This window comes from Streptomyces sp. NPDC041200 (genome assembly GCF_055591805.1).
This window is the reverse complement of sequence record NZ_JBVIZF010000003.1, coordinates 800,154-825,398: the sequence shown is the minus strand read 5'-3', so window position 1 is coordinate 825,398 and position 25,245 is coordinate 800,154. Positions and strand designations below refer to the sequence as shown.

The window sequence follows — 25,245 nt, the reverse complement described above, 5'->3', positions numbered from 1 at the left end:
CTGCTCCCGAACGTTCAGAACTTCCTCGATTTTTTCGCCGCTTCCGCAACCAACACCACCCCCCACCCGACCGCCCACCGCCTGCTCCTCACCCCCCGACCCCCCGCCACCGGGCCTCCCCCCGCCCCCGGGCCGTCGTACGTCATGGAGCGGGCGACGGGAATCGAACCCGCGTAGCCAGTTTGGAAGACTGGGGCTCTACCATTGAGCTACGCCCGCACGCGCCGCGCGTCGCCCAGGTGGGATCACCCGTGGCCGCGGCACGGGAAGCATCGTAGCGGGTCCGGGGCCTCTCCCGCACACCCTTGCCCACCGGTGGAATAACGGGGGGCCGGGGCGTCCGCGGCCATGTACCCTACGTGTCGCACCGACGGGGTGTGGCGCAGCTTGGTAGCGCGTCCGCTTTGGGAGCGGAAGGTCGTCGGTTCGAATCCGGCCACCCCGACCATCCACAGGCGTCAAGATCGCGTTGTGGGCCGCGTCATGCTTGCGGTTACTATGCAAGCTGCGCGTCTGTGTCTTTCTTTACCGGGCGCGATCCGCTGCGAAGCATCAGTGCGAGGCAGCAGAACACCACACGTCAGCCCCAAGGAGACCGAACCGTGAAGAGCGCCGTGGAGAACCTGAACCCGACCCGGGTTCGGCTCACTGTCGAGGTGCCCTTCGAGGAGCTCAAGCCCAGCCTCGACGCGGCGTACAAGAAGATCAACCAGCAGGTCACGGTGCCAGGCTTCCGCAAGGGCAAGATCCCGGCCCGCATCATCGACCAGCGTTTCGGCCGCGGCGCGGTGCTGGAGGAGGCCGTCAATGACGCCCTCCCGAAGTTCTACACCGACGCGGTCAACGAGGGTGAGCTGAACCCGCTCGGGCAGCCCGAGGTCGACATCACCGAGCTCAAGGACAACGAGCTGCTGACGTTCACCGCCGAGGTGGACATCCGCCCGTCGGTCGAGATCCCGGACTACTCCGGCATCGAGGTCACCGTCGACTCGGTCGAGGTCTCGGACGAGGACATCGACAAGTCGGTCGAGCAGCTCCGCGACCGCTTCGCCACCACCAGCCCCGTCGAGCGCGCCGCCGCCGAAGGCGACATCGTCGTGATCGACCTGGAGGCCAAGGTCGACGGCGAGGTGCTGGAGGACGGTGTCGCCGAGGGCGTCACCTACACCATCGGTTCCGGTGAGCTGCTCGATGGCATCGACGAGGCCGTGACCGGCCTGGAGGCCGGTGGCACCGCCACCTTCACCTCCGAGCTGAAGGGCGGCTCCGCGCAGGGCAACGAGGCCGAGGTCTCCGTCAAGGTGAACGAGGTCAAGGCCCGGGAGCTGCCCGAGCTGGACGACGACTTCGCCCAGCTGGCCAGCGAGTTCGACACCCTCGAGGAGCTGCGCGCGGACAGCCGCAAGCGCCTGGAGCAGTCGAAGAAGTACGAGCAGGCCACCCAGGCCCAGGAGAAGGTGCTCGACGCCCTCCTGGAGCTGGTCGAGGTGCCGATCCCCGAGAAGCTGCTCGAGGACGAGATCCAGACCCGGAAGCACAACCTGGAGCACCACCAGCTCGGCCAGATGGGCCTGAACCTGGAGTCCTACCTGGAGCTTCAGGGCAAGTCCGCCGAGGAGTTCGACGCCGAGCTCAAGGAGCAGGCGGAGAAGGGCATCCGGACCCAGTTCGTCCTCGACGAGCTGGTCAACAAGGAGCAGCTGTCCGTCGGCCAGGAAGAGCTGACCGAGCACCTGATGCGCCGTGCGCAGTCCTCCGGCATGAGCCCGGACCAGTTCGCCCAGCAGGTCGTCGAGGGTGGCCAGGTGCCGATGCTCGTCGGCGAGGTCGCCCGCGGCAAGGCGCTCGCGGTCGTGGTCGAGGCCGCCAAGGTCGTGGACGACAAGGGCGAGACCGTCGACCTCGACGACGAGGACGAGACCGCCGAGACGGTCGAGGCCGCCGCTGAGGGCACCGAGGCCGTGGAGGCGGACGAAAAGGCCGCCGACACCGCTGAGGCCGCTGAGGCCGCCGCCGAGGCTCCCGAGCAGGAGAAGGCGCAGGAGAAGGCCGAGGGCTGATCCTCGCCGCTCCGCAGCCCGTACGAACGGGCCCGAACGTCTGCACGCGTCCGGGCCCGTTCGTGTTCCGCGAAGTCTTCCGCGCGCTTTCCGTGAAGTGCGCTTCCACGAAGTCCGCTTCCGCGAAGTCGACAGGGGCGCGGAACCTGCGCTCAGAGCGAACAGGTCCTGATGCGGGATGGCGCCCGCCGACCAGCGCGTTAGGGTCCGTAGAGGGCAGGGAGTCTCGCAGGCCCGCCGGATAGCACCGGCCGTCCCGTCCCGAGCCCAGAAGAAGACGCTGAGACGGCCAGTCGCCGTCAGAGACGAGCAGGTGGATACGTGACGAATACGATGCCTTCCGCCGCCGGCGAGCCGACCGGCGGTGGCCTCGGCGACCAGGTCTACAACCGGCTGCTCGGTGAGCGGATCATCTTCCTCGGCCAGCCGGTCGACGACGAAATCGCCAACAAGATCACCGCGCAGCTGCTCCTGCTCGCCGCGGACCCGGACAAGGACATCAACCTCTACATCAACTCTCCGGGTGGCTCGATCTCGGCGGGCATGGCGATCTACGACACCATGCAGTTCATCCCGAACGACGTCGTCACCATCGCCATGGGTCTCGCCGCCTCGATGGGGCAGTTCCTGCTGAGCGCGGGCACCCCCGGCAAGCGGTTCGCGCTGCCGAACGCCGAGATCCTGATCCACCAGCCGTCCGCGGGTCTCGCCGGTTCGGCCTCGGACATCAAGATCCACGCCGAGCGGCTGCTGCACACCAAGAAGCGGATGGCCGAGCTGACCGCGTTCCACACCGGTCAGACCGTGGAGCAGATCACCCGCGACTCCGACCGCGACCGCTGGTTCTCCGCCGAGGAAGCCAAGGCGTACGGCCTGGTCGACGACGTCATGGCCTCGGCCTCGGGCGTTCCGGGCGGGGGCGGCACCGGGGCCTGAGCCCCGCCGTCCCGTTAGCCGACCTCCAGCCCTTTGATCGCCACAGGATGGTGAACACCCAGATGAACAACTTTCCCGGCAGCGGCCTCTACGACGGCCCGATGGCCGAATCGCGCTATGTCGTCCCGCGCTTCGTCGAGCGCACCTCCCAGGGGGTCCGGGAGTACGACCCGTACGCGAAGCTCTTCGAAGAGCGCGTGATCTTCCTGGGCGTCCAGATCGACGACGCCTCGGCCAACGACGTCATGGCGCAGCTCCTGTGCCTGGAGTCGATGGACCCGGACCGCGACATCTCGGTCTACATCAACTCGCCCGGCGGCTCGTTCACCGCGCTGACCGCCATTTACGACACGATGCAGTTCGTCAAGCCCGATATTCAGACGGTCTGCATGGGCCAGGCGGCGTCCGCCGCGGCCGTGCTGCTCGCCGCCGGTACCCCCGGCAAGCGGATGGCGCTGCCCAATGCCCGTATCCTGATCCACCAGCCGTACAGCGAGACCGGCCGGGGCCAGGTCTCCGACCTGGAGATCGCGGCCAACGAGATCCTGCGGATGCGGACGCAGCTGGAGGAGATGCTGGCCAAGCACTCCACCACGCCGATCGAGAAGATCCGCGACGACATCGAGCGGGACAAGATCCTGACCGCCGAGGAGTCGCTGGAGTACGGTCTGGTCGACCAGATCGTCTCGACCCGTAAGACCTCGGTCGGCCTGGGCTGAAGCCCGGGTCACCCGGCCCCCCTTGGACCGAGTCGGTCCAAGGGGGGCCCGAACCGGGGGCCCGGCAAGGTACCGTCATAGAGGGCTGGGGGCCGGCCCCGGAAACATCAAGCGGAAAGCTCGCAGCGCAAGCACCCGGTTCCGCGGAGCAAAAGCGGATCCAAGGCGAAGGGGAAGCACCTCGTGGCACGCATCGGTGACGGCGGCGACCTGCTCAAGTGCTCGTTCTGCGGAAAGAGCCAGAAGCAGGTGAAGAAGCTCATCGCGGGCCCTGGTGTGTACATCTGCGATGAGTGCATCGATCTCTGCAACGAGATCATCGAGGAAGAGCTGGCCGAGACCTCAGAGGTGCGGTGGGAGGAACTCCCCAAGCCGCGTGAGATCTCCGAGTTCCTCGAGGGCTATGTGGTCGGCCAGGAGGCCGCCAAGAAGGCCCTGTCCGTCGCGGTGTACAACCACTACAAGCGGGTCCAGGCCGGTGAGAACGGCAGCCACAGCAAGGACGACGGCATCGAGTTGGCGAAGTCCAACATCCTGCTGCTCGGTCCGACGGGCTCCGGGAAGACCCTGCTCGCGCAGACGCTCGCCCGGATGCTCAACGTTCCCTTCGCCATCGCCGACGCCACCGCGCTCACCGAGGCGGGCTACGTCGGCGAGGACGTGGAGAACATCCTCCTCAAGCTGATCCAGGCCGCCGACTATGACGTCAAGAAGGCCGAGACGGGCATCATCTACATCGATGAGATCGACAAGGTGGCCCGCAAGAGCGAGAACCCCTCGATCACCCGTGACGTCTCCGGCGAGGGCGTGCAGCAGGCGCTGCTGAAGATCCTTGAGGGCACGACGGCCTCCGTCCCGCCGCAGGGCGGCCGGAAGCACCCGCACCAGGAATTCATCCAGATCGACACGACGAACGTGCTGTTCATCGTCGGCGGTGCCTTCGCCGGTCTGGAGAAGATCATCGAGTCGCGGGCCGGTGCCAAGGGCATCGGCTTCGGCGCCACGATCCGCTCCAAGCGCGAGATCGAGGCGAGCGACCAGTTCCAGGAGGTCATGCCGGAGGACCTGGTGAAGTTCGGGATGATCCCGGAGTTCATCGGCCGGCTCCCCGTCATCACCTCCGTCCACAACCTCGACCGCGAGGCGCTGCTGCAGATCCTGGTCGAGCCGCGGAACGCGCTCGTCAAGCAGTACCAGCGGCTCTTCGAACTCGACGGCGTGGAGCTGGACTTCGACCGGCCCGCCCTGGAGGCCATCGCCGACCAGGCGATCCTGCGCGGCACGGGCGCGCGCGGCCTGCGCGCCATCATCGAAGAGGTCCTGATGTCGGCGATGTACGAGGTGCCGTCCCGCAAGGACGTGGCCCGCGTCGTCATCACCGAGGACGTCGTCCACTCGAACGTCAACCCGACGCTGGTGCCCCGCTCGCGCGGCACCGAGCCGGGTGAACGGCACGAGAAGAGCGCGTGAGCGCCGCGTAGAGCGCATACGAAGAGGGCCCGGGGAATCCCGGGCCCTCTTCGCGTCGCAGGCCGTCTGCGCGGCGCTCAGGCGGGCTTGCGGCTGTCCTGGTAAATACCCGCGGTCACCTTCGCGAAGGCTTCCATGTCGACGTCGGACGCGGAGGTGTTCTCCGCGTTGACGTCCAGCACCATCGCCGCGTCCGTCTCCTCCGCCCACGCACACGCCGGGGCGTAGATCCGGTCGTACATCTTGACGACCTCGCAGTCTATGGCGGGGCCGTCCGAGCCCTCCGGCCGGAACGTCTTGCGCTTCTGCTCGACCGTCGGGGAACCCTCGCCGTTCTCGAACCCCCGGAACATCCCGTCCCGGACCCGGTCGGGGTCGTTGATCTCCCCGTACATGCCGGAGAACGCGAGCCCCGAGTTCTCGTCGTCGGCACGCCGGTACTGGCCGAGGACCGAGGTCGCGCCCTTGGGCATGCTGTCCTGCACGCTGGTGCCCTCGTCCTTCAGCGCATCGGTGCCCTTGGCCAGGGTGTACGTGCCGTTGTCGAGCGTCTTCGGCGTGACGAGCCGTATCGCCTCGGGGCCGCTGTCGCCCCCGCCCGACAGCACCACCGCGCCGGTGATGATCGCCCCCACCACCACGAGCCCCGCCGCCGACATCGCGATGATCTTGGTGCGATTGCGGCCCGGCGCGGGCCCGGGCGGCACCGGGTACCCCGGCTGCGGGTGCTGCCCGTAGGGTCCCGCCTGCTGCGGATAGCCGTAACCGGGCTGGGGCGCCTGCGGATAGCCGTAACCCGGGGGCTGGGCATACGGGTTGGGCTGCGCGCCCCCGTACGGTCCGGGCCCGCCGCCGTAGGGCCCGCCGCCGTACGGACCGGGCGGCGGCGGTGGCTGGTTGTGGCTCATGGGTGTGGGGGTATCCCTCCGGACGGTGGACGGTGCGTGGACGGGGTGGTGCGGAGGCGCTACTTGGGGATCTCGACGCGGACGTCCTTGCGAAGCTTCGCGACGACGTCCCCGGCCTGGTCGAGCGACATGCCCCCGCCGGAGAGCACCGCGGCGGCGTCGGTCACGGTCACGAAGGCGACCGTGCTGTGGTCGCCCCACATGCAGATGGGGACGGTGAAGCCCTTGCTGCCCACGCCGCTCGCGCTGGAGCCGGACCCCGGGTTGATCTTGGCGTTCTGGCACTTGATGATGGCGTCGTCCGCCCCGGCGGGAGTCACCTTCTCGGGGCTGCCGACGAGTTCGGCCTTCCCGCCGCTGCTGTCGGTCGACGGGTCCTTGGTGGCCTCGTTCGCGATCTTCGAGAAGGCTCCGTCGACGACCGTCTCGGGGTCCTTCACCTCGCCCCAGACGCCCTTGAACTGCAGCTGTTTCAGGGTCATCCCGGACCCGGCCTTGTAGGTCGCGCCCGTGCCCTTCGGGTCCTGCACACCGAACTTCTCGAAGTCACTGGTGTCGCTGGAGGACATCGGGTCCTCGCTGCCCGGCTGCTTGGTGTACTCACCGGCCACGGTCTCCGGGGTGGTGATCTTGTACCGCTTGCCGTCGTCGGCGACCGCGCCGCCGCCGTCCCCGCCGCTGAACACCATGACGCCGCCGACCACCGCGGCCACCACGACCACCGCGCCGATGGCTATCGCCAGGCCCTTCTTCTTGCCGCCGCCCTGGCCCGGGCCCGGCTGGTACGGCCCCGGCATGCCCGGCTGGCCGTACGGCTGCTGGCCATAGGGCTGCTGACCGTACGGCTGCTGACCGTACGGCGGCTGCTGCGGCTGGCCATACGGGTTCGGGGGCTGGCCCGGCTGCTGCGGCTGGCCGTACGGACCGGGCTGCTGGGGCGGCTGCTGCGGGTAGCCGTAGCCGGGCTGACCGGCGGCACCGCCCTGTCCGTAGGGACCAGGCTGCTGGGGCTGCTGGCCGTAGGGGCCCGGCTGGTTGTAGCTCATTTTTTTCCCTCGTTAGGTTGTGCTGTTGTAGCTATTTGTCGATTTCGACACGTGCGTCCTCACGCACCTTGGCGGTCAGCTCCGCGGCGTCCTGCAGCGACATGCTGCCGCCGAGAACGGCCCCCGCCGGGTCCGCCAGCACCGCGACGCCCAGAGTGCTCTTGTCGCCCCAGACGCAGGCCGGTGCCTCCATGGATCCCTGATCCGACGTGAACTTCAGGGACTGGCACTTCATGACGTCCCCGTCGAAGCCGTCCGGCGAGAACTCCTGAGGCGTTCCCTTGGCCTGTGCGGTGCCGTTGTCCTGGAGCGCCTTGACGATGACCGCCAGGGCGAGGTCCGCGCCCCGCTTCGGGTCGGTCACCTCGCCCCAGACACCGGTGAACTTGAGCATCTCCTTGCCGTCGGTCTGGTAGTCGGCCGCCACCAGGTGCGGGTCCTTGACCACCGGGACCTGCTGGAGGTCCTTCTTGCCCGCCGCCGACAGATCGCCGTCGTCCGTGCCGTTGCCCTGACGCTGGTACTCGTCCGCGACCGTCTTCGGGGTCGTGAGCTTGTACGGTCCGCTGTCGCCGCCGAACAGCAGGAACGCCCCGGCCGTCAGCGCGCCCACGACCACCAGCGCGCCCACCGCCATGCCGACGGTCCGGCCCTTGCCGCGGCCACCGGGCGCGGCGGGCGGCGGCGTCGGCTGGCCGCCGTAGAAGCCCTGCTGCGGGGCCTGCGGGGCCTGCGGAGGCTGCTGGGCGTAGGGGTTGGCCGGGGCGCCGTACGGGGGGCCGCCGCTGTACGGGTTGGGGCCCGCGTAATCGCCCTGCTGCCCCGGCTGCTGCCCCGGCTGCTGTCCCGGCTGCGGGTGACCGTAGCCGGTCGGCTGCGCGTACGGATTCGGCACTGGCGGCTGGCCGGCGCCGTGAGGTCCCGGCTGTGCCCCGTAGGGACCGGGCTGCGGCGGCGGCTGCTGATAGCTCATCGTGCCTCTCCTAGAAGCGCATGACAGGTCCTGAACATCCTTCCCGACGCGTCTCGGCGGCGTTGCGGCGGGGCCGCAACGGGTTCGTAACGGAGTCCGGGCGCCCTTTAGACTGCGGGGGTGACCGAGAACTCTCAGCAGCGCCCCGACAGCGGGCCGAACAGCCACCCTGAACTGCCGACCCAGTACGCGCCGGCCGACGTAGAGGGGCAGCTGTACGAGCGCTGGGTAGAGCGCGGTTACTTCGAGGCGGACGCCAAGAGCGGCAAAGAGCCGTACACGATCGTCATCCCGCCGCCCAATGTGACCGGATCGCTCCACCTGGGCCACGCCTTCGAGCACACGCTCATCGACGCGCTCACCCGCCGCAAGCGGATGCAGGGCTACGAGACGCTGTGGCAGCCGGGCATGGACCACGCCGGTATCGCCACCCAGAACGTGGTCGAGCGCGAGCTGGCCAAGGAGGGCGCCTCCCGGCACGACCTGGGCCGTGAGGCGTTCATCGAGCGCGTGTGGCAGTGGAAGAACGAGTCCGGCGGGCAGATCTCCGGCCAGATGCGGCGGCTGGGCGACGGCGTCGCCTGGGACCGCGAGCGCTTCACCATGGACGAGGGGCTGTCCAAGTCCGTCCAGACCATCTTCAAGAAGCTCTACGACGATGAGCTGATCTACCGGGCCGAGCGCATCATCAATTGGTGCCCCCGCTGCCTCACGGCCATCTCCGACATCGAGGTGGAGTACCAGGACGACGACGGCGAGCTGGTCTCGATCCGGTACGGCGAGGGCGACAACGCGATCGTCGTCGCGACGACCCGCGCCGAGACGATGCTCGGTGACACCGCGGTCGCCGTCCACCCCGATGACGAGCGCTACCGGCACCTGGTCGGCACCGAGATCGAGCTGCCGCTCACCGGCCGCCGTATCCCGGTCGTCGCCGACGAGCACGTCGACCCGGAGTTCGGCACCGGCGCGGTCAAGGTCACCCCGGCCCACGACCCGAACGACTTCGAGATCGGGCAGCGCCACGGCCTGCCGAACCTCGCCGTCATGGACGAGCACGCGATCATCACCGCACACGGTCCCTTCCAGGGCCTGGACCGGCTGGAGGCGCGCAGCGCCATCGTCGGCGCGCTGCGCGCCGAGGGCCGGATCGTGGCCGAGAAGCGCCCGTACACCCACTCCGTGGGCCACTGCTCGCGCTGCAAGACCACGATCGAGCCGCGGCTGTCCATGCAGTGGTGGGTCAAGGTCGGCCCGCTCGCCAAGGCGGCGGGCGACGCCGTCCGCGACGGCCGGGTCAAGATCCACCCCGAGGACATGTCGAAGCGCTACTTCGACTGGGTCGACAACCTCCACGACTGGTGCATCTCGCGCCAGCTGTGGTGGGGCCACCGCATCCCGGTCTGGTACGGGCCGAACGGCGAGGTCGTCTGCGTCGGACCGGATGAGGAGCCTCCGGGCGGCGAGGGCTGGCGCCAGGACAGTGACGTCCTGGACACCTGGTTCTCCTCCGGCCTGTGGCCGTTCTCGACCCTCGGCTGGCCCGAGCAGACCGACAGCCTGGCGAAGTTCTATCCGAACTCGGTGCTGGTCACCGGCTACGACATCCTCTTCTTCTGGGTCGCCCGGATGATGATGTTCGGGCTGTACGCGATGGACGGCACCCCGCCGTTCCACACCATCGCCCTGCACGGGATGGTCCGCGACCAGTTCGGCAAGAAGATGTCCAAGTCCTTCGGGAACGCGGTCAATCCGCTGGACTGGATGGACGCCTACGGCTCCGACGCCGTCCGCTTCACCCTCGCCCGCGGTGCCAACCCCGGGGTGGACGTGCCGATCGGCGAGGACTGGGTCCAGGCGTCCCGTAACTTCGCCAACAAGATCTGGAACGCGACCCGCTTCGCGCTGATGAACGGCGCGACGGTCGAGGGCGAACTGCCCGCCCCCGAGCGGCTGTCGGCCACCGACCGCTGGATCCTGTCCCGGCTGAACGAGGTCGTCGCGGACGTCGACGCGTTCTACGACGACTACCAGTTCGCGAAGCTCTCGGACACGCTCTTCCACTTCGCGTGGGACGAGGTCTTCGACTGGTACGTCGAGCTGTCCAAGACCACCTTCCAGAAGGGCGGTCCGGAGGCCGACGCCTCGCGGCGCGTCCTCGGCGAGGTCCTGGACGTCACGCTGCGGCTGCTGCACCCGGTGGTCCCGTTCGTCACCGAGAAGCTGTGGACCGCGCTCACCGGCCAGGAGTCGGTCGTGATCGCCGACTGGCCGAAGGACAGCGGCTTCCGCGACGAGGCCGCCGAGCGGGAGATCGAGAACCTTCAGCAGGTGGTCACCGAGGTCCGCCGGTTCCGCGCCGACCAGGGTCTCCAGCCCGGCCAGAAGGTTCCGGCCCGGCTTGAGCTGTCCGGCACGTCGCTCGCGGCGCACGAGGACGCGATGCGCTCCCTGCTGCGCCTCCAGCCCGCCGGGGACGACTTCACCGCCACCGCCTCGCTGCCGGTGGCGGGCGCGACCGTGGCCCTGGACCTGTCCGGCGCGATCGACGTCGAGGCCGAGCGCAAGCGGCTGGCCAAGGACCTCGCCGCGGCCGAGAAGGACAAGGCGCAGACCACGGCCAAGCTGTCCAACGAAGGGTTCCTGGCCAAGGCGCCCGACCACGTGGTGGAGAAGATCCGCGCCCGCCAGACGACCGCCGAGGCCGACATCGCCAGGATCACCGCGCAGTTGGCGTCCCTGCCCCAGGGCTGACCCCAGGCCTGACCACCCGGCCGGTACCGCGAGCGCTCCCGCCCTTCCCAGGCGCGGGGGCGCTCCGTGCTTCCCGGCGTGCCCCGGGCCGGTGTGCGATGTCCCACAGTGGGGCCGCGGGAGGCCATCCGTAGGCTGCGCCGGGAACCCATGGCCGCCGTCCGGGAGTTATCCACCCGTACGTCCCGGAAGGAGCTGCCCCCTCCCATGAACAAACCGCTGCGGCGCGCCTCGGTCTTCTCCCTGCTGCTGGTGCTGGCCCTGCTCGCCTGGGTCACCTATGTCCAGGTGGTGGAGGGCGCCGAATTCCGGGACGACTCCCACAACCAGCGGACGGCCATCAGTCAGTACGCCAACCCGCTGGGCAACATCATGGCCGGTGGCAAGCCCATCACCGGCTCCACCGCCACCTCCGGCGATCTGAAGTTCAAGCGGACCTACCACGACGGGAAGGTCTACGCCCCGGTCACCGGCTATGCCTCGCAGTCGTACGGCAGCAACCAGCTGGAGGCCCTGGACCGGTCGGTGCTCGACGGATCCGACAGTCGGCTGAAGAACCCCCTCGAGGCGCTGACCCGGGAGCCGTCCAAGCCGGGGGACGTGATGACCACGATCGACCCGGCCGTGCAGAAGGCCGCGTACAAGGGGCTGGGGCACAACACCGGCGCGGCCGTGGCGATCGACCCGGAGACCGGCGCGGTGCGCGCCCTGGCCAGCACGCCCTCGTACAACCCGGCCGCCTTCGCCGGGTCCGACACCTCGGACCAGAAGGCGTGGCTGAAGCTGACCAAGGACAAGGACCAGCCGATGCTGAACCGGGCGCTGCGCCAGACGTATCCGCCGGGGTCGGCCTTCAAGCTGGTGGTCGCGGCGGCCGCCCTGGAGGACGGGCTGTACTCGTCGGTGGACGAGCCGACCAAGAGCCCGGACCCGTACCGGCTGCCGGGCACGGTCACCGACATGAAGAACGAGAACGCGTCGGCGCCCTGTGAGAACGCGACGATCCGCACGGCCTTGCAGTACTCGTGCAACACGGTCTTCGCGAAGCTGGCCGTGGATCTCGGCGAGGACAAGCTGGGGGACGAGGCAAAGAAGCTGGGCTTCGACGACTCCGAGCTGGACATCCCGGTGCGCGCCGCGAAGAGCGTGTACCCGAGCGGGATGGACAAGTCCCAGACGGCGCTGACCGGCATGGGCCAGTTCGACGTGACCGCGACGCCGCTGCAGATGGCGATGGTCACCTCGGCCATCGCGGACGACGGCAAGCTGATGAAGCCGTACGAGGTGGACCGCACGACGGACGGCAACGCGACCGCGCTGGACCAGACCGACCCGAAGACCTTCACCCAGGCGATGTCGAAGTCCACGGCGGAGGAGCTGCGGTCGGCGATGCGGACGGTCGTGGAGAAGGGCACGGGCACCAACGCGCGGATTCCCGGGATGCAGGTCGGCGGCAAGACCGGCACCGCGCAGCACGGCGAGAACAACAGCGGTAATCCGTTCGCGTGGTTCGTGAGTTACGCGGATGACGGCAGCGGCCACAAGGTCGCGGTCGCGGTGGTGGTCGAGGACAGCGACGCCCCGCGCGCGGACATCTCCGGCGGCGGCCTGGCCGGGCCGATCGCCAAGTCGATGATGTCCGCCGCGGTGAAGAGCGGGGCGGCGTCCTGAGGGCGCCCTCGCGGGACCGCATGGGCGCTTCCGAGGCCTGTCAGGGGTGGCTCGTAGACTGGGCGGTGTGAGCGAGCGCCCCCAGAACGAACCGGACGAACAGAACGAACCCGATGATTTCGATGACATCGTCGGAGCCGAGACGGACCGCGACCCCGATCTGGCGGTGATCGAGGCCGGCAGCCGGACGCTGCGCGCGCAGTCGGGCCCGCCGGAGGGCGACGGCATTCCGGCCCGCCCCTCCGACCCCGAGGTCGACCGCAGGCTGCGCGAGGTGGAGGAGGAGCTGGCCACGCGGTGGGGCGAGACCAAGCTCGACCCCTCGCTGGTGCGCGTCGAGGCGCTGCTGGACATCCTCGGCTCGCCGCACCGCGCCTATCCCTCGATCCACATCACCGGGACGAACGGCAAGACCAGCACGGCCCGCATGATCGAAGCCCTGCTGGGCTCCTTCGAGCTGCGCACCGGCCGCTACACCAGCCCGCACGTGCAGTCCGTCACCGAGCGGATCAGCCTGGACGGGGCACCGATCTCCGCCGAGCGCTTCATCGAGACGTACGAGGACATCGCGCCGTATATCCAGATGGTCGACGACCAGCAGGAGTACCGGCTGTCGTTCTTCGAGGTGCTCACCGGCATGGCGTACGCGGCCTTCGCGGACGCGCCCGTGGACATCGCGGTCGTCGAGGTCGGTATGGGCGGCACCTGGGACGCCACCAATGTGATCGACGCGGACGTCGCGGTGATCATGCCGATCTCCCTGGACCACACCGACCGGCTCGGCACCACTCCGGAGGAGATCGCGGCCGAGAAGTCCGGGATAGTGAAGCAGGACGCCACGGTGGTGCTCGCGCAGCAGCCCGTGGAGGCCGCTTCCGTGATGCTCAAGCGCGCCGTCGAGGTGGATGCCACGGTGGCCCGCGAGGGCATGGAGTTCGGGGTGGTCTCCCGTGAGGTGGCGGTCGGCGGCCAGCTGCTGACGCTGCGCGGCCTCGGCGGTGAGTACCCCGAGATCTTCCTCCCGCTGCACGGCGCCCACCAGGCGCACAACGCGGCGGTGGCGCTCTCCGCCGTCGAGGCGTTCTTCGGCGTCGGCTCCCAGCACGCCCGGCCGCTCGACCTGGACACCATCCGCTCCGCCTTCGCCTCCGTCAGCTCCCCGGGCCGGATGGAGGTGGTGCGCCGCAGTCCGACCGTGGTGCTGGACGCCGCGCACAACCCCGGGGGCGCCCGGGCGGCGGCCGAGGCGGTCACCGAGGCGTTCGACTTCAGTCGGCTGATCGGTGTGGTCGGGGCCAGCGACGGCAAGGACGTTCGTGGGCTATTGGAAGCATTTGAGCCGATTTTCGCCGAAATCGTGGTGACCCGTAATTCCAGCCATCGCGCGATGGACGCCGATGAGTTGGGCGGGCTCGCCGTCGAGGTGTTCGGCTCCGAGCGGGTGCAGGTCGAGCCCCGGCTGGACGACGCCCTGGAGGCCGCGATCACCCTCGCCGAGGAGGAGGGCGAATACGCTGGTGCGGGGGTGCTGGTCACCGGGTCGGTCATCACGGTCGGCGAGGCCCGGCTGCTTCTGGGAAAGGGCTGAAATGCGGACGCTGTGCGCCTCCACTCTGATCGGTGAGTTCTTCGTGATCGGCTTCGCAGGACTGGTCGCGATGAAGGTGTCCGGTCTGTCGGTGGGCACCGTGTGGACGGTCTGCGGTATCGCCATGGCACTGTGTGTACTGCTGTGCGGGATGCTGAGCCGTCCCGGGGCGGTGCAGATCGGCTGGGCCCTGCAGATCGGACTGGTGCTGAGCGGCTTCGTCGTGACCACCATGTTCATCCTCGGCGTGGTGTTCGCCGCGCTGTGGTGGGCCTCGGTCCACTTCGGCCGCAAGGTCGACCAGGCGAAGGAGCGGTTCGCCGCGGCCTCCGCCGCCTCGCCTGACGCTGCGTGACGTGGCCGACGATCACCCATGTAGCCTCAGCCGCACAGCTTCACCCGCATGCCACTTCTTCTATGTCACTGCCAAAGGAGCCCGCACCGTGAGCCAGCGCACGCTCGTCCTTCTCAAGCCCGACGCCGTACGACGCGGACTGGTGGGCGAGATTCTCGGCCGGATCGAGCAGAAGGCGGGCTGGACGATCTCCGCCCTGGAACTGCGCCAGCTGGGCCGTGAGCTTCTGGAGCAGCACTACGCCGAGCACGTCGGCAAGCCCTTTTATGAGCCCCTGGTCGAGTTCATGTCCTCCGGCCCGGTCGTGGCGCTGGTCGTCGAGGGTGAGCGCGTGATCGAAGGCGTCCGGGCGCTGGCCGGACCGACCGACCCGATCGCCGCGGCGCCCGGTTCCATCCGTGGCGATTTCGGCACCATCGTTCGGGAAAATCTGATCCATGCCTCGGACTCCGAGGAGTCGGCCGAGCGGGAAATCAAGATTTTCTTTCCCGGTCTCGCCTGATCTCACCTGATCTCGTCCTGATCGATCATCAGCTGGTCACACCCCTGCTGACCTGGGGGCGGTCGAATTTCTCGGCCGCCTCTTGGCATATGCGAGCCGATCGGGGGAACGCATCTCCGCGACACGACGTCACCATTAGAGGGGGCGGGCTCGTGTTCTGCTGACAATGGCGGAGGACCCCCGCAGCGTGTTCGCGCGGGCGTGACTACGATGAAGCTTCCGCGCCTCGCAGCGCACCACATCCTGCCGACCTCAAGCAAGCAATCGCTCCAGCAGGGAAGGCCTGACGTATCCTCATGGGGAACAACATGTCGTTCATCGGCCGTGACATGGCTGTCGACCTCGGGACCGCCAACACGCTGGTGTACGTCAGGGGCCGCGGGATCGTCCTCAACGAGCCATCCGTCGTCGCCATCAACACCAACACCGGCGGAATTCTCGCCGTGGGCGCCGAGGCAAAGAAGATGATCGGCCGCACCCCTGGCAACATCGTCGCCGTGCGTCCGCTCAAGGACGGCGTTATCGCCGACTTCGAGATCACCGAGCGGATGCTGCGGTACTTCATTCTGAAGATCCATAAGCGCCGCTATCTGGCCCGGCCCCGGGTGGTCGTGTGCGTTCCGTCCGGTATCACCGGAGTCGAGCGCCGCGCCGTCATCGAGGCGTCCACGCAGGCGGGCGCCCGCCAGGTGCACATCATCGAAGAGCCCATGGCCGCGGCCATCGGCTCCGGCCTGCCGGTCCACGAGGCCACCGGCAACATGGTGGTGGACATCGGCGGCGGTACCACCGAGGTCGCCGTCATCTCGCTCGGCGGCATCGTCACCGCCCAGTCGATCCGGGTGGCCGGCGACGAGCTGGACAACGCGATCATCCAGCACATCAAGAAGGAGTACAGCCTCCTCCTTGGCGAGCGCACCGCCGAGAACATCAAGATCACGATCGGCTCGGCGTTCGAGAGCGAGGAAGAGGAGCACACCGAGATCCGCGGCCGTGACCTGGTCAGCGGGCTCCCCAAGACCGTCGTGATCTCCGCCGCCGAGGTCCGCAAGGCCATGGAGGAGCCGGTCAACTCCATCGTCGACGCGGTCAAGACCACGCTCGACAAGTGCCCGCCGGAGCTGTCCGGCGACGTCATGGACCGCGGCATCGTGCTCACCGGTGGCGGCGCGCTGCTCCGCGGCCTCGACGAGCGGCTCCGCCGCGAGACCGGCATGCCGATCCACATCGCCGAGGACCCGCTGGATTCGGTGGCGCTCGGCTCCGGCAAGTGCGTGGAGGAATTCGAGGCGCTCCAGCAGGTGCTGGACGCCCAGCCGCGCAGATGACAACCAGGCGGATCGGCCGTACGGGCGGTGTGTCGCCCGTACGGCGCATCGGCGGATCCGCTGATATACAGGCATAAGGCTCCTTAAGGACCGGACGGCCACAACGAGATCGGGACCGGTCCGACTTCGACGAGGAAGGCACGTCGCCGCACGTGAGGGACACACGAGAGAGCCGGCTGCTCCTGGTGCTGCTGATCGCCATCGCGTTCGCACTGATCACGGTGGACATCCGCGGCGGCGAGGACTCGCCCCTCGACGGCGCCCGGCAGGGCGCCGCTTCCGCCTTCGGCCCGGTGGAGGACGGCGTCGCGAACGCCGTTGATCCCGTCGGTAACGCCGTGGCCGCCATCCGGGACTCCGACGCGCGGCACAACCGGATCAGTCAGCTGGAGCAGGAGAACACCAGACTCAGGCAACGGCTCGGCAGCGACGACCGCAACCGCGCCCGGTCGGTGGAACTCGACAAGCTGCGCCGGGTCGCGGGTACCGGTCAGTACGGCATCAAGGGCGCCGAGGTCATCGGCATCGGCGCCGCCCAGGGCTTCTCCTGGACCGTCACCCTCGACGTCGGCAGCGACGACGGGATCCAGCGCGACCAGACGGTCATCAACGGCGACGGACTCGTCGGCCGGGTCACCACGGTCGGCCCCTCCACCTCCACCGTGCTGCTCGCCATCGACCCCGACTTCACCGTCGGCACCCGGATGGAGAAGTCCAGCGAGCTGGGCTTCGCCACCGGCCGCGGCGACCGCTCCCTGCACGTCCAGCTCCTCAACGGCAAGGCGAAGATCAAGAAGGGTGACCGGCTCGTCACCTTCGGCTCCCAGGCCGACAAGCCGTTCGTGCCCGGCGTCCCGGTCGGCAAGGTGGTCCGCGTCGACCCCACCGGCGGCGACCTCACCCGCACCCTGCAGGTGCGCCCCTACGTCCGCTTCAGCAGGCTGGACATCGTCGGCGTGGTCGTCCAGCCGCCGCGCTCCAACCCGCGGGACACCGTGCTGCCGCCCAAGCCCGCGAAGCCCAAGCCGGCGCCCACGGTCACCGTCACGGCCACCCCCTCCGCCACCGCCACGAACCCGGCCAACAGGAGCTGACCGATGCTGCGCCTCAACCGTGTCCTCCTGTCCACCGTCCTCGTCGTCGTCGCCCTCGTCGTCCAGATCTGCGTCCTCGCCCGGCTGCAACTGCCCGGCGCCGTCCCCGACCTGCTGCTGCTCGTCGTCCTCGGCCTCGCGCTGGTCTACGGCCACACCGGCGGCGCCCTGGTCGGCTTCGGCGCCGGACTGCTCGCCGACCTCGCCCCGCCCGCGGACCACGCCGCCGGGCGCTATGCCCTGGTGCTGTGCGTCGTCGGCTATCTGGCGGGGCTCGCCAAGCCCGAGAGCGGCCAGCTCCGGTCGGCCACCGGGCCGATGGTGGTGGTCGTCGCGGCGGCCATCGGCGCCACCCTGCTGTACGCGGGGGTCGGCATCCTCGTCGGCGACGACGCGGCCCGCCACGTGGGCCTGGGACAGCTGCTGTTCACGGCCGCCCTGTACGACCTGCTGCTGGCGCCCTTCGCGGTGCCGCTGATCATGGGGCTGGCCAGACGCGGGGAGAACGACCGGATGGCCGACAGCTCCGGCGGCACCGGCACCGAGAGCGGCACCCGCTGGATCACCTCGGCGGGGAGCGTCCGGGCCGGGCGGATGAGCCGGTTCCGGCGCCCGGGCCGGGCCGCCCGGTTCGGCGGCCAGGGCGGCGGCCTGCTGACGAAGGCGACGAAGCGGACCGGCCGGATCAAGCTCAAGGGGGTCAAGCGCCTGTGAGCAGCCCCTTTCCACCGAGCAGCGCCGCCCTCCGCCCGGCCGTCGCAGCCCTCCCGTCTCCCGCCTCCACCCTCAACGGAGCGCCATGAGCAATATCCCGGAGACCGGACGGACTCCCCGGGTCACCGTCCGCCTCGTCGCCATCCAGATCCTCGTCTTCTCGCTGCTGCTCACCCTCGGCGGACGTCTCTGGTACCTGCAGATCCGCAACGGCGACGAATACACCGAGAAGGCCGCCAACAACCACGTCCAGCAGGTCGTCCACCCGGCCGTCCGCGGTTCGATACTGGACGCCCGCGGGGTGCCCCTCGCCGACAACGAGACCCGGCTCGTCGTCTCCGCCAGCCGCACCGCGCTGATGAAGGAGCCGGACGACGGCGAGGCCGTCCTCACCCGGCTCGCCGGCGTCCTCCACATGAAGCCCAAGGACGTCAAGGACAAGGTCCGGCTGTGCGACGCCGAGACCCCGCAGCCCTGCTGGAACGGCTCCCCTTACCAGCCCATCCCGATCACCGACGAGGCCAGCGCCAAGCAGGCGCTCCAGATCCGCGAGCGCGAAGAGGACTTCCCCGGGATCAGCGCCGAGCCCACCGCCGTCCGCCGCTACGCCGCCCCGGCCGGTTCCAACGCCGCCCAGGTGCTCGGCTACCTCTCGCCGGTCACCGACGAGCAGATCAAGAAGGCCGAGCACACCAAGTCGCCGCTGCTCCGCTCCGACCAGGTCGGCTCCAACGGGCTGGAGAGCGAGTACGACAGCAAGCTGCGCGGCAAGGCCGGGGTGACCCGCTACGAGGTCGACAACCTCGGCCGCGTCATCGGCCAGCGGGAGAGCCAGCAGGCCCGGCCCGGTGACAACGTCGTCACCAGCCTCGACTCACGCGTCCAGGCGGTCGCGGAGAAGGAGCTGGAGCAGGCGATGAAGGACGCCCGCAAGCAGTACGACCGGAACACCGGCACGAAGTACAAGGCGGACTCGGGCTCGGTCGTGGTCATGGAGGCCAAGACCGGCCGGGTGGTGGCGATGGCGTCGAACCCGTCGTACGACCCCAACGCCTGGGTCGGCGGCATCTCCGGCAAGGACTACAAGAAGCTCACCGGCAAGGACAGCAACTACCCGCTGCTGAACCGGGCGATCCAGGGCCAGGCGGCCCCCGGCTCGATCTTCAAGGTGATCCCGACGACCGCGGCGGTCAACGCCGGGTACGGGTTCGACGGTCCCTACGCCTGCACCAGCTCGTTCAACATCGGCGGCCAGGTCTTCAAGAACTTCGAGTCCGAGAACCACGGCGGGATCAGCCTCGGCCGCGCGCTGGAGGTCTCCTGCGACACCGTCTTCTACCGCCTCGCCTACGAGCAGTGGAAGAAGGACGGCGGCAACAAGCCCAAGAAGAACCCGGGGGACTGGTTCTACAAGACCGCCCACCAGTTCGGCCTCGGCAAGGAGACCGGCGTCGACCTCCCCAACGAGGTCAGCGGCCGGGTCCCGGACCGCCAGTGGAAGAAGGACTTCTGGAAGGCCAACAAGGACGCCTGGTGCAAGAACGGCAAGAAGGACGGTAGCTACACCCAGCGGCTCTCCTACGAGAACTGCCTCGAAGGCATGAAGATGCGCGCCGGTGACTCCGTCAACTACTCGATCGGCCAGGGCGACACCCTCGTCACCCCGATCCAGATGGCCACCATCTACGCGGCGATCAGCAACGGCGGCACGCTCTACGACCCGACCGTCGGCAAGGCGATCGTCAGCCCGGACGGCAAGCACATCCAGGAGATCAAGCCCACGTCCCACGGCAAGCTGCCGTTCAAGGGCGACACGCACAACCGGATCGACCAGGCGCTCGCGGGCGTCGCCACCCGGGGAACCGCCGCCTGGCGGTTCCAGGGCTGGCCGCAGGACAAGATCCCGATGCACGCCAAGACCGGTACCGCCGAGGTCTACGGCAAGCAGACCACCTCCTGGTTCGCGACGTACACCAAGGACTACTCGGTCGTCATGACGATCTCGCAGGGCGGCACCGGTTCCGGTGCCTCGGGCCCGGCCGTGCGCAAGATCTACAACGCGCTGTACGGGGTCGACGCCAAGGGCGGGATCAACAAGAAGAAGGCACTGCTGCCCACGCCGCAGGCCGACCTTCCCAAGATCTCCTCCGACGGCTCGATCGAGGCCCAGCCGGTGGGCAAGCCGTTCGCCCTGCTCGGCGACACCAGGCGGCGGGGAGGTGAGCGGCAGTGAGCGCCTCGACCCACGGCTACTCCGTCCCCCGCTTCGCCCCCGAGCGCAGCACCTGGCGCAAGCTCATGGCGCGCGACTCACTCGTGCGCCGCCTGGACTGGGTGCTGCTGCTCAGCTGCCTCGCGCTGTCCGCGATCGGCGCCGCGCTGGTCTACTCGGCGACCCGCAACCGCACCGAGCTGAACCAGGGCGATCCGTACTACTTCCTGGTCCGGCACGCCCTGAACACCGGGATCGGGCTGCTGCTCGCGATCGGCACCATCTGGCTCGGCCACCGCACCCTGCGCGGCGCGGTGCCGGTGCTGTACGGCCTGTCCGTCATCCTCGTCCTCGCCGTCCTCACCCCGCTGGGCTCGACGATCAACGGCGCGCACGCGTGGATCGTGGTCGGCGGCGGGTTCTCCCTCCAGCCCGGCGAGTTCGCCAAGATCACGATCATCCTCGGCATGTCGATGCTGCTGGCCGCGCGCGTGGACGCGGGCGACCGGCTCAGTCCCGACCACCGCACCGTCGTCCAGGCGCTCGGCCTGGCCGCACTGCCCATCGCGATCGTGATGCTGATGCCGGACCTCGGCTCGGTGATGGTCATGGCGGTGATCGTGCTCGCGGTGCTGCTCGCCTCCGGCGCGTCCAACCGCTGGATCGCCGGACTGATCGCCACCGCGGTGATCGGCGCGCTGCTGATCTGGCAGCTGCACATCCTCGACCAGTATCAGATCGACCGCTTCGCCGCCTTCGCCAATCCCGCCCTGGACCCGGCGGGCGTCGGCTACAACACCAACCAGGCGCGCATCGCGATCGGCTCGGGCGGCCTCACCGGCAAGGGGCTCTTCCACGGCACCCAGACCACCGGCCAGTTCGTGCCCGAGCAGCAGACGGACTTCGTCTTCTCGGTCGCGGGGGAGGAGCTGGGCTTCCTCGGCGCGGGCCTGATCATCGTGCTGCTGGGCGTCGTCCTGTGGCGTGCCTGCCGGATCGCCCGGGGGACCACCGAGTTGTACGGGACGGTCGTCGCGGCCGGGATCATCGCCTGGTTCGCGTTCCAGTCGTTCGAGAACATCGGGATGACGCTGGGCATCATGCCGGTCGCCGGTCTGCCCCTGCCCTTCGTCTCGTACGGCGGCTCGTCGATGTTCGCCGTATGGATCGGAATCGGACTGCTCCAGTCCATCCGGGTGCAAAGGCCCGTATCGGCCTGATCAGGACGCGGGGGACTCCCGTGAAAGGTCCCGGGCGACTACATTCACGCCATGGTGGACATGATGCGGGAGATCGAACGCAAGTACGAGACCACCGATGACGGCGCCCTGACCGGTGCCCTTCCCGAGCTGGCCGGGGTCGCCGGAATCGCGCAGGTCAGGGACCAGGGCGCCGTCACGCTCGACGCCACGTACTACGACACCCCCGGGCACCGGCTCGCCGCCGACGGCATCACCCTCCGCCGCCGCACCGGGGGCGACGACGCGGGCTGGCACCTCAAGCTGCCGGTGGGCCCGGACGTACGGGACGAGATCCGCGCCCCGCTCTCGGACGCACTGCCCCCGCACCTCGCGAGCCTCGTACGCTCCCGCGTCCGCGACACCGGCCTCGTACCGCTCGTCCACCTGCTGTCGGAGCGGCACGTCCACCATCTCGTGGACGGCGACGGCACGCTGCTCGCCGAGCTGTCCGCCGACCGGGTCACCGCACGACGGCTGGCCCCGGCCCCCGGCGACCCGGTGAGCTGGACCGAGGTCGAAGTGGAACTGGCCGAGGGCGGCGACCCCGCGCTGCTCGACACCCTGGAGCCGCGGCTGACGGACGCCGGGCTGCGCCGCGCCGACCTCCCCTCCAAGCTCGCCCGCGCCCTGGCCGAAACCGACCCGCGCGACGGCGGCCAGACGCTGGAGAAGAAGCCCGGCAAGAGGGGCGGCAAGCAGGGAAAGAAGGACGCCGGGAAGAAGAAGGCCGCCAGGAAGGCCGAGGCCACCGCCGGTGACACCGTCCTGGACTACGTACGCCGCCAGATCACCACGATCGTCACGCTCGACCCCGCCGTACGCCTGGACACCCCCGACTCCGTGCACCGCATGCGGGTAGCCACCCGCCGCCTGCGCAGCGCCTTCCGCTCGTACCGCAAGGTGCTGGACCGCACCGTCACCGACCCCATCGGCGCCGAGCTGAAGTGGCTGGCCGCCGAGCTGGGCATCGACCGGGACCGCGAAGTGCTCACCGCGCGCATCGGCGAACGGCTCGCCGAGGTCCCCGTCGAACTGCGGCTCGGCCCCGTCGCCGGCCGGCTGAAGATCTGGTCGCACGCCCGCCGCACCGGTTCCCGCGACCGGCTGATCGGCGTCCTGGACGGCGAGCGCTATCTCGCGCTGCTCGGCACCCTCGACGCGCTCCTGGCCGCCCCGCCGCTGCGCGGGGCCGCCGCCCGCCCGGCAGCCGAGGTGATCCGCAAGGCCGTGCTGCGCGACTACGAACGGCTCGCGGACCGCCTGGAGCCGGTCCTGGACGCCCCCTCGGGGCCCGACCGCGATGTCGTCCTGCACGAGGCCCGCAAGGACGCCAAGCGGGCCCGCTACGCCGCCGAAGCGGCCCGCCCGGCGCTCGGCGCGCCCGCGAAGGCGTTCGCGGGGCTCATGACCGAGGTGCAGGAGCTGCTCGGCGACCACCAGGACAGCGTGGTCGCTCGGGAAGCGCTGCGCGAGCTGGCCGTCCAGGCGCACGCGGCGGGGGAGTCCACCTTCACCGTCGGCCTGCTCTACGGCCGCGAGGAGGCCCGCGCTGCCGCCCGCGAGCGCGAACTGCCCGGTCTGTGGGCCGAGGTCTCCCGCCGGGAGCACCGGGCGGCCCTGCAGAACTGACCGTGGCGTAGCGGCCGGGAAGGGACCGGTACGCTTGAGGGTCACCCCTGTCCGCGCACGAAGGTTACTGATGTCTGTCGAGTCGGTCTTCCCACAGCTCGAGGCCCTGCTCCCCCATGTGCAGAAGCCGATCCAGTACGTCGGCGGTGAACTGAACTCCACGGTCAAGGCCTGGGACGAGTGCGACGTCCGCTGGGCGCTCATGTACCCGGACGCCTATGAGGTCGGGCTGCCCAACCAGGGCGTCATGATCCTCTACGAGGTGCTCAACGAGCGCGAGGGCGTGCTCGCCGAGCGTACGTACAGCGTCTGGCCGGACCTCGAAGAGCTGATGCGCGAGCACAAGGTGCCGCAGTTCACCGTGGACGCGCACCGCCCCGTCAGCGCCTTCGACGTCTTCGGCGTCTCCTTCTCGACCGAGCTGGGCTACACCAACCTGCTCACCGCGCTCGATCTCGCCGGTATCCCGCTGGACGCCGCCGACCGCACCGTGGACCACCCGGTCGTGGTCGCGGGCGGCCACGCCGCGTTCAACCCGGAGCCGATCGCGGACTTCATCGACTGCGCGGTGATCGGCGACGGCGAGCAGGCCGTCCTGGAGATGACCGAGATCATCCGGGCCTGGAAGGCCGAGGACCGCCCCGGCGGCCGCGACGAGCTGCTGTTCCGGCTCGCCCGTACCGGCAGCATCTACGTCCCGAAGTTCTACGACGTGGAGTACCTGGCCGACGGCCGGATCTCGCGCGTCATCCCCAACCGCTCGGGCGTGCCGTGGCGCGTCTCCAAGCACACCGTCATGGACCTCGACGAGTGGCCGTACCCGAAGCAGCCGCTCGTGCCGCTCGCCGAGACCGTGCACGAGCGGATGTCGGTGGAGATCTTCCGCGGCTGTACCCGCGGCTGCCGTTTCTGCCAGGCGGGCATGATCACCCGCCCGGTGCGCGAGCGCTCCATCACCGGCATCGGCGAGATGGTCGACAAGGGGCTCAAGGCCACCGGTTTCGAGGAGGTCGGCCTGCTGTCGCTCTCCTCCGCCGACCACACCGAGATCGGCGATGTCGCCAAGGGCCTCGCCGACCGGTACGAGGAAGACAAGATCGGCCTGTCCCTCCCGTCGACCCGGGTGGACGCCTTCAACATCGACCTGGCCAACGAGCTGACCCGCAACGGCCGCCGCTCGGGCCTCACCTTCGCCCCCGAGGGCGGCTCCGAGCGCATCCGCAAGGTCATCAACAAGATGGTCTCGGAAGAGGACCTCATCCGTACGGTGTCCACCGCCTACGGCAACGGCTGGCGGCAGGTGAAGCTGTACTTCATGTGCGGCCTGCCGACCGAGACCGACGAGGACGTGCTGCAGATCGCCGAGATGGCGACCAAGGTGATCGCCAAGGGCCGTGAGGTGTCCGGCAAGAACGACATCCGCTGCACCGTCTCGATCGGCGGGTTCGTCCCCAAGCCGCACACCCCGTTCCAGTGGGCGCCGCAGCTCAGTGCCGAGGACACCGACGCCCGGCTGGAGAAGCTGCGCGAGCGGATCCGCGGCGACAAGAAGTACGGCCGCTCGATCGGCTTCCGCTACCACGACGGCAAGCCCGGCATCGTCGAGGGCCTGCTCTCGCGCGGCGACCGCCGGGTGGGCGCGGTCATCCGCGCCGTCTACGAGGACGGCGGCCGCTTCGACGGCTGGCGCGAGCACTTCTCCTACGACCGCTGGATGGAGTGCGCCGAGCGCACCCTGCCCGAGGTCGGCCTTGACGTCGACTGGTACACCACCCGGGAGCGCACCTACGAGGAGGTCCTGCCCTGGGACCACCTCGACTCCGGTCTCGACAAGGACTGGCTGTGGGAGGACTGGCAGGACTCGCTCGACGAGACCGAGGTCGAGGACTGCCGCTGGACCCCGTGCTTCGACTGCGGCGTCTGCCCGCAGATGGACACGTCCATCCAGATCGGTCCCACCGGCCGCAAGCTGCTGCCCCTGTCGGTCGTGAAGTAGCCCGGGCGGAACCCGGGCAGAAACAGCCCTCGGGCAACCGGCCGGTCAC

General features: G+C 69.4%; 19 protein-coding genes and 2 tRNA genes. 17 read left to right on the top strand and 4 right to left on the bottom strand.

Features of this window, described 5'->3' with window-relative positions; genetic code table 11:
* Positions 1-145 precede the first annotated feature (145 nt).
* A tRNA-Gly gene (locus tag ACZ6CL_RS13510) sits at positions 146-219 on the bottom strand.
* A 152-nt stretch (positions 220-371) separates the two neighbouring features.
* Between ACZ6CL_RS13510 and ACZ6CL_RS13505 the strand changes: the two genes are divergently transcribed.
* From ACZ6CL_RS13505 to clpX, 5 genes are all read left to right on the top strand, one after another.
* Positions 372-448, top strand: a tRNA-Pro gene (locus tag ACZ6CL_RS13505).
* A 154-nt stretch (positions 449-602) separates the two neighbouring features.
* Complete coding sequence (tig, locus tag ACZ6CL_RS13500; RefSeq protein WP_468935152.1) at positions 603-2,060, top strand: trigger factor; 1,458 nt, start codon at positions 603-605, stop codon at positions 2,058-2,060.
* A gap of 321 nt (positions 2,061-2,381) precedes the next feature.
* A complete protein-coding gene (locus ACZ6CL_RS13495; protein ID WP_385436109.1) occupies positions 2,382-2,996 on the top strand; it encodes an ATP-dependent Clp protease proteolytic subunit in 615 nt (204 codons plus the stop codon).
* A 62-nt stretch (positions 2,997-3,058) separates the two neighbouring features.
* Positions 3,059-3,715, top strand: a complete 657-nt coding sequence (locus tag ACZ6CL_RS13490; protein WP_468935150.1) for an ATP-dependent Clp protease proteolytic subunit — start codon at positions 3,059-3,061, stop codon at positions 3,713-3,715.
* 183 nt (positions 3,716-3,898) lie between these two features.
* Entirely contained in the window at positions 3,899-5,185 is a 1,287-nt protein-coding gene (gene clpX, locus ACZ6CL_RS13485; RefSeq protein ID WP_358617682.1) for an ATP-dependent Clp protease ATP-binding subunit ClpX, read from the top strand.
* 77 nt (positions 5,186-5,262) lie between these two features.
* Here the strand turns inward: clpX and ACZ6CL_RS13480 are convergent, their stop codons facing one another.
* From ACZ6CL_RS13480 to ACZ6CL_RS13470, 3 genes are read right to left on the bottom strand one after another with little or no spacing between them, the layout of a single operon-like run.
* The gene (locus tag ACZ6CL_RS13480; protein ID WP_468935148.1) at positions 5,263-6,093 is read right to left on the bottom strand and encodes a hypothetical protein; all 831 of its coding nucleotides are present in this window, start codon (positions 6,091-6,093) and stop codon (positions 5,263-5,265) included.
* Positions 6,094-6,152: 59 nt separating this feature from the next.
* On the bottom strand, positions 6,153-7,139 hold the full coding sequence (locus tag ACZ6CL_RS13475; RefSeq protein WP_468935145.1) for a hypothetical protein: 987 nt from the start codon (positions 7,137-7,139) through the stop codon (positions 6,153-6,155).
* A 31-nt stretch (positions 7,140-7,170) separates the two neighbouring features.
* Positions 7,171-8,112, bottom strand: a complete 942-nt coding sequence (locus ACZ6CL_RS13470; protein ID WP_468935142.1) for a hypothetical protein — start codon at positions 8,110-8,112, stop codon at positions 7,171-7,173.
* A 120-nt stretch (positions 8,113-8,232) separates the two neighbouring features.
* Here ACZ6CL_RS13470 and ACZ6CL_RS13465 point away from each other — a divergent pair, with 120 nt between their 5' ends.
* The 12 genes from ACZ6CL_RS13465 to ACZ6CL_RS13410 all read left to right on the top strand — a co-directional run bounded on the left by ACZ6CL_RS13465 (position 8,233) and on the right by ACZ6CL_RS13410 (position 25,196).
* Complete coding sequence (locus tag ACZ6CL_RS13465; protein ID WP_468935139.1) at positions 8,233-10,866, top strand: valine--tRNA ligase; 2,634 nt, start codon at positions 8,233-8,235, stop codon at positions 10,864-10,866.
* A gap of 207 nt (positions 10,867-11,073) precedes the next feature.
* Complete coding sequence (locus tag ACZ6CL_RS13460) at positions 11,074-12,537, top strand: peptidoglycan D,D-transpeptidase FtsI family protein (RefSeq protein ID WP_468935136.1); 1,464 nt, start codon at positions 11,074-11,076, stop codon at positions 12,535-12,537.
* A 67-nt stretch (positions 12,538-12,604) separates the two neighbouring features.
* Complete coding sequence (folC, locus tag ACZ6CL_RS13455; RefSeq protein ID WP_468935133.1) at positions 12,605-14,125, top strand: bifunctional tetrahydrofolate synthase/dihydrofolate synthase; 1,521 nt, start codon at positions 12,605-12,607, stop codon at positions 14,123-14,125.
* A 1-nt stretch (position 14,126) separates the two neighbouring features.
* Positions 14,127-14,480 carry a DUF4233 domain-containing protein gene (locus ACZ6CL_RS13450; RefSeq protein ID WP_468935131.1) on the top strand — a complete coding sequence of 118 codons (354 nt, stop codon included), beginning with the start codon at positions 14,127-14,129 and terminating at the stop codon, positions 14,478-14,480.
* An 88-nt stretch (positions 14,481-14,568) separates the two neighbouring features.
* Complete coding sequence (gene ndk / locus ACZ6CL_RS13445; protein ID WP_468935129.1) at positions 14,569-14,982, top strand: nucleoside-diphosphate kinase; 414 nt, start codon at positions 14,569-14,571, stop codon at positions 14,980-14,982.
* 308 nt (positions 14,983-15,290) lie between these two features.
* Complete coding sequence (locus ACZ6CL_RS13440; RefSeq protein WP_039941926.1) at positions 15,291-16,310, top strand: rod shape-determining protein; 1,020 nt, start codon at positions 15,291-15,293, stop codon at positions 16,308-16,310.
* A gap of 152 nt (positions 16,311-16,462) precedes the next feature.
* The gene (gene mreC, locus ACZ6CL_RS13435; RefSeq protein ID WP_468935126.1) at positions 16,463-17,404 is read left to right on the top strand and encodes a rod shape-determining protein MreC; all 942 of its coding nucleotides are present in this window, start codon (positions 16,463-16,465) and stop codon (positions 17,402-17,404) included.
* A gap of 6 nt (positions 17,405-17,410) precedes the next feature.
* The gene (mreD, locus tag ACZ6CL_RS13430) at positions 17,411-18,118 is read left to right on the top strand and encodes a rod shape-determining protein MreD (protein ID WP_468935238.1); all 708 of its coding nucleotides are present in this window, start codon (positions 17,411-17,413) and stop codon (positions 18,116-18,118) included.
* A gap of 85 nt (positions 18,119-18,203) precedes the next feature.
* Positions 18,204-20,351 (top strand): penicillin-binding protein 2, encoded by a 2,148-nt coding sequence (gene mrdA / locus ACZ6CL_RS13425; protein ID WP_468935124.1) that lies wholly within the window; start codon positions 18,204-18,206, stop codon positions 20,349-20,351.
* Between the two features lie 65 nt (positions 20,352-20,416).
* Positions 20,417-21,550: a rod shape-determining protein RodA gene (gene rodA, locus ACZ6CL_RS13420; RefSeq protein WP_468935236.1), complete on the top strand. Its 1,134-nt coding sequence runs from the start codon at positions 20,417-20,419 to the stop codon at positions 21,548-21,550.
* 51 nt (positions 21,551-21,601) lie between these two features.
* Positions 21,602-23,200, top strand: a complete 1,599-nt coding sequence (locus tag ACZ6CL_RS13415) for a CYTH and CHAD domain-containing protein (RefSeq protein ID WP_468935122.1) — start codon at positions 21,602-21,604, stop codon at positions 23,198-23,200.
* Positions 23,201-23,270: 70 nt separating this feature from the next.
* Positions 23,271-25,196, top strand: coding sequence for a TIGR03960 family B12-binding radical SAM protein (locus tag ACZ6CL_RS13410; RefSeq protein WP_468935121.1), 1,926 nt, complete (start codon positions 23,271-23,273; stop codon positions 25,194-25,196).
* Positions 25,197-25,245: the final 49 nt, after the last annotated feature.

Coding starts and splice junctions, on each gene's coding strand:
- ACZ6CL_RS13480 (WP_468935148.1), bottom strand. CDS start 6,093: ATGAGCCACAACCAGCCACCGCCGCCGCCCGGTCCGTACGGCGGCGGG.
- ACZ6CL_RS13415 (WP_468935122.1), top strand. CDS start 21,602: ATGGTGGACATGATGCGGGAGATCGAACGCAAGTACGAGACCACCGAT.
- ACZ6CL_RS13450 (WP_468935131.1), top strand. CDS start 14,127: ATGCGGACGCTGTGCGCCTCCACTCTGATCGGTGAGTTCTTCGTGATC.
- ACZ6CL_RS13490 (WP_468935150.1), top strand. CDS start 3,059: ATGAACAACTTTCCCGGCAGCGGCCTCTACGACGGCCCGATGGCCGAA.
- ACZ6CL_RS13470 (WP_468935142.1), bottom strand. CDS start 8,112: ATGAGCTATCAGCAGCCGCCGCCGCAGCCCGGTCCCTACGGGGCACAG.
- ACZ6CL_RS13440 (WP_039941926.1), top strand. CDS start 15,291: ATGTCGTTCATCGGCCGTGACATGGCTGTCGACCTCGGGACCGCCAAC.
- mrdA (WP_468935124.1), top strand. CDS start 18,204: ATGAGCAATATCCCGGAGACCGGACGGACTCCCCGGGTCACCGTCCGC.
- ACZ6CL_RS13475 (WP_468935145.1), bottom strand. CDS start 7,139: ATGAGCTACAACCAGCCGGGCCCCTACGGCCAGCAGCCCCAGCAGCCT.
- ACZ6CL_RS13460 (WP_468935136.1), top strand. CDS start 11,074: ATGAACAAACCGCTGCGGCGCGCCTCGGTCTTCTCCCTGCTGCTGGTG.
- rodA (WP_468935236.1), top strand. CDS start 20,417: ATGGCGCGCGACTCACTCGTGCGCCGCCTGGACTGGGTGCTGCTGCTC.
- ACZ6CL_RS13410 (WP_468935121.1), top strand. CDS start 23,271: ATGTCTGTCGAGTCGGTCTTCCCACAGCTCGAGGCCCTGCTCCCCCAT.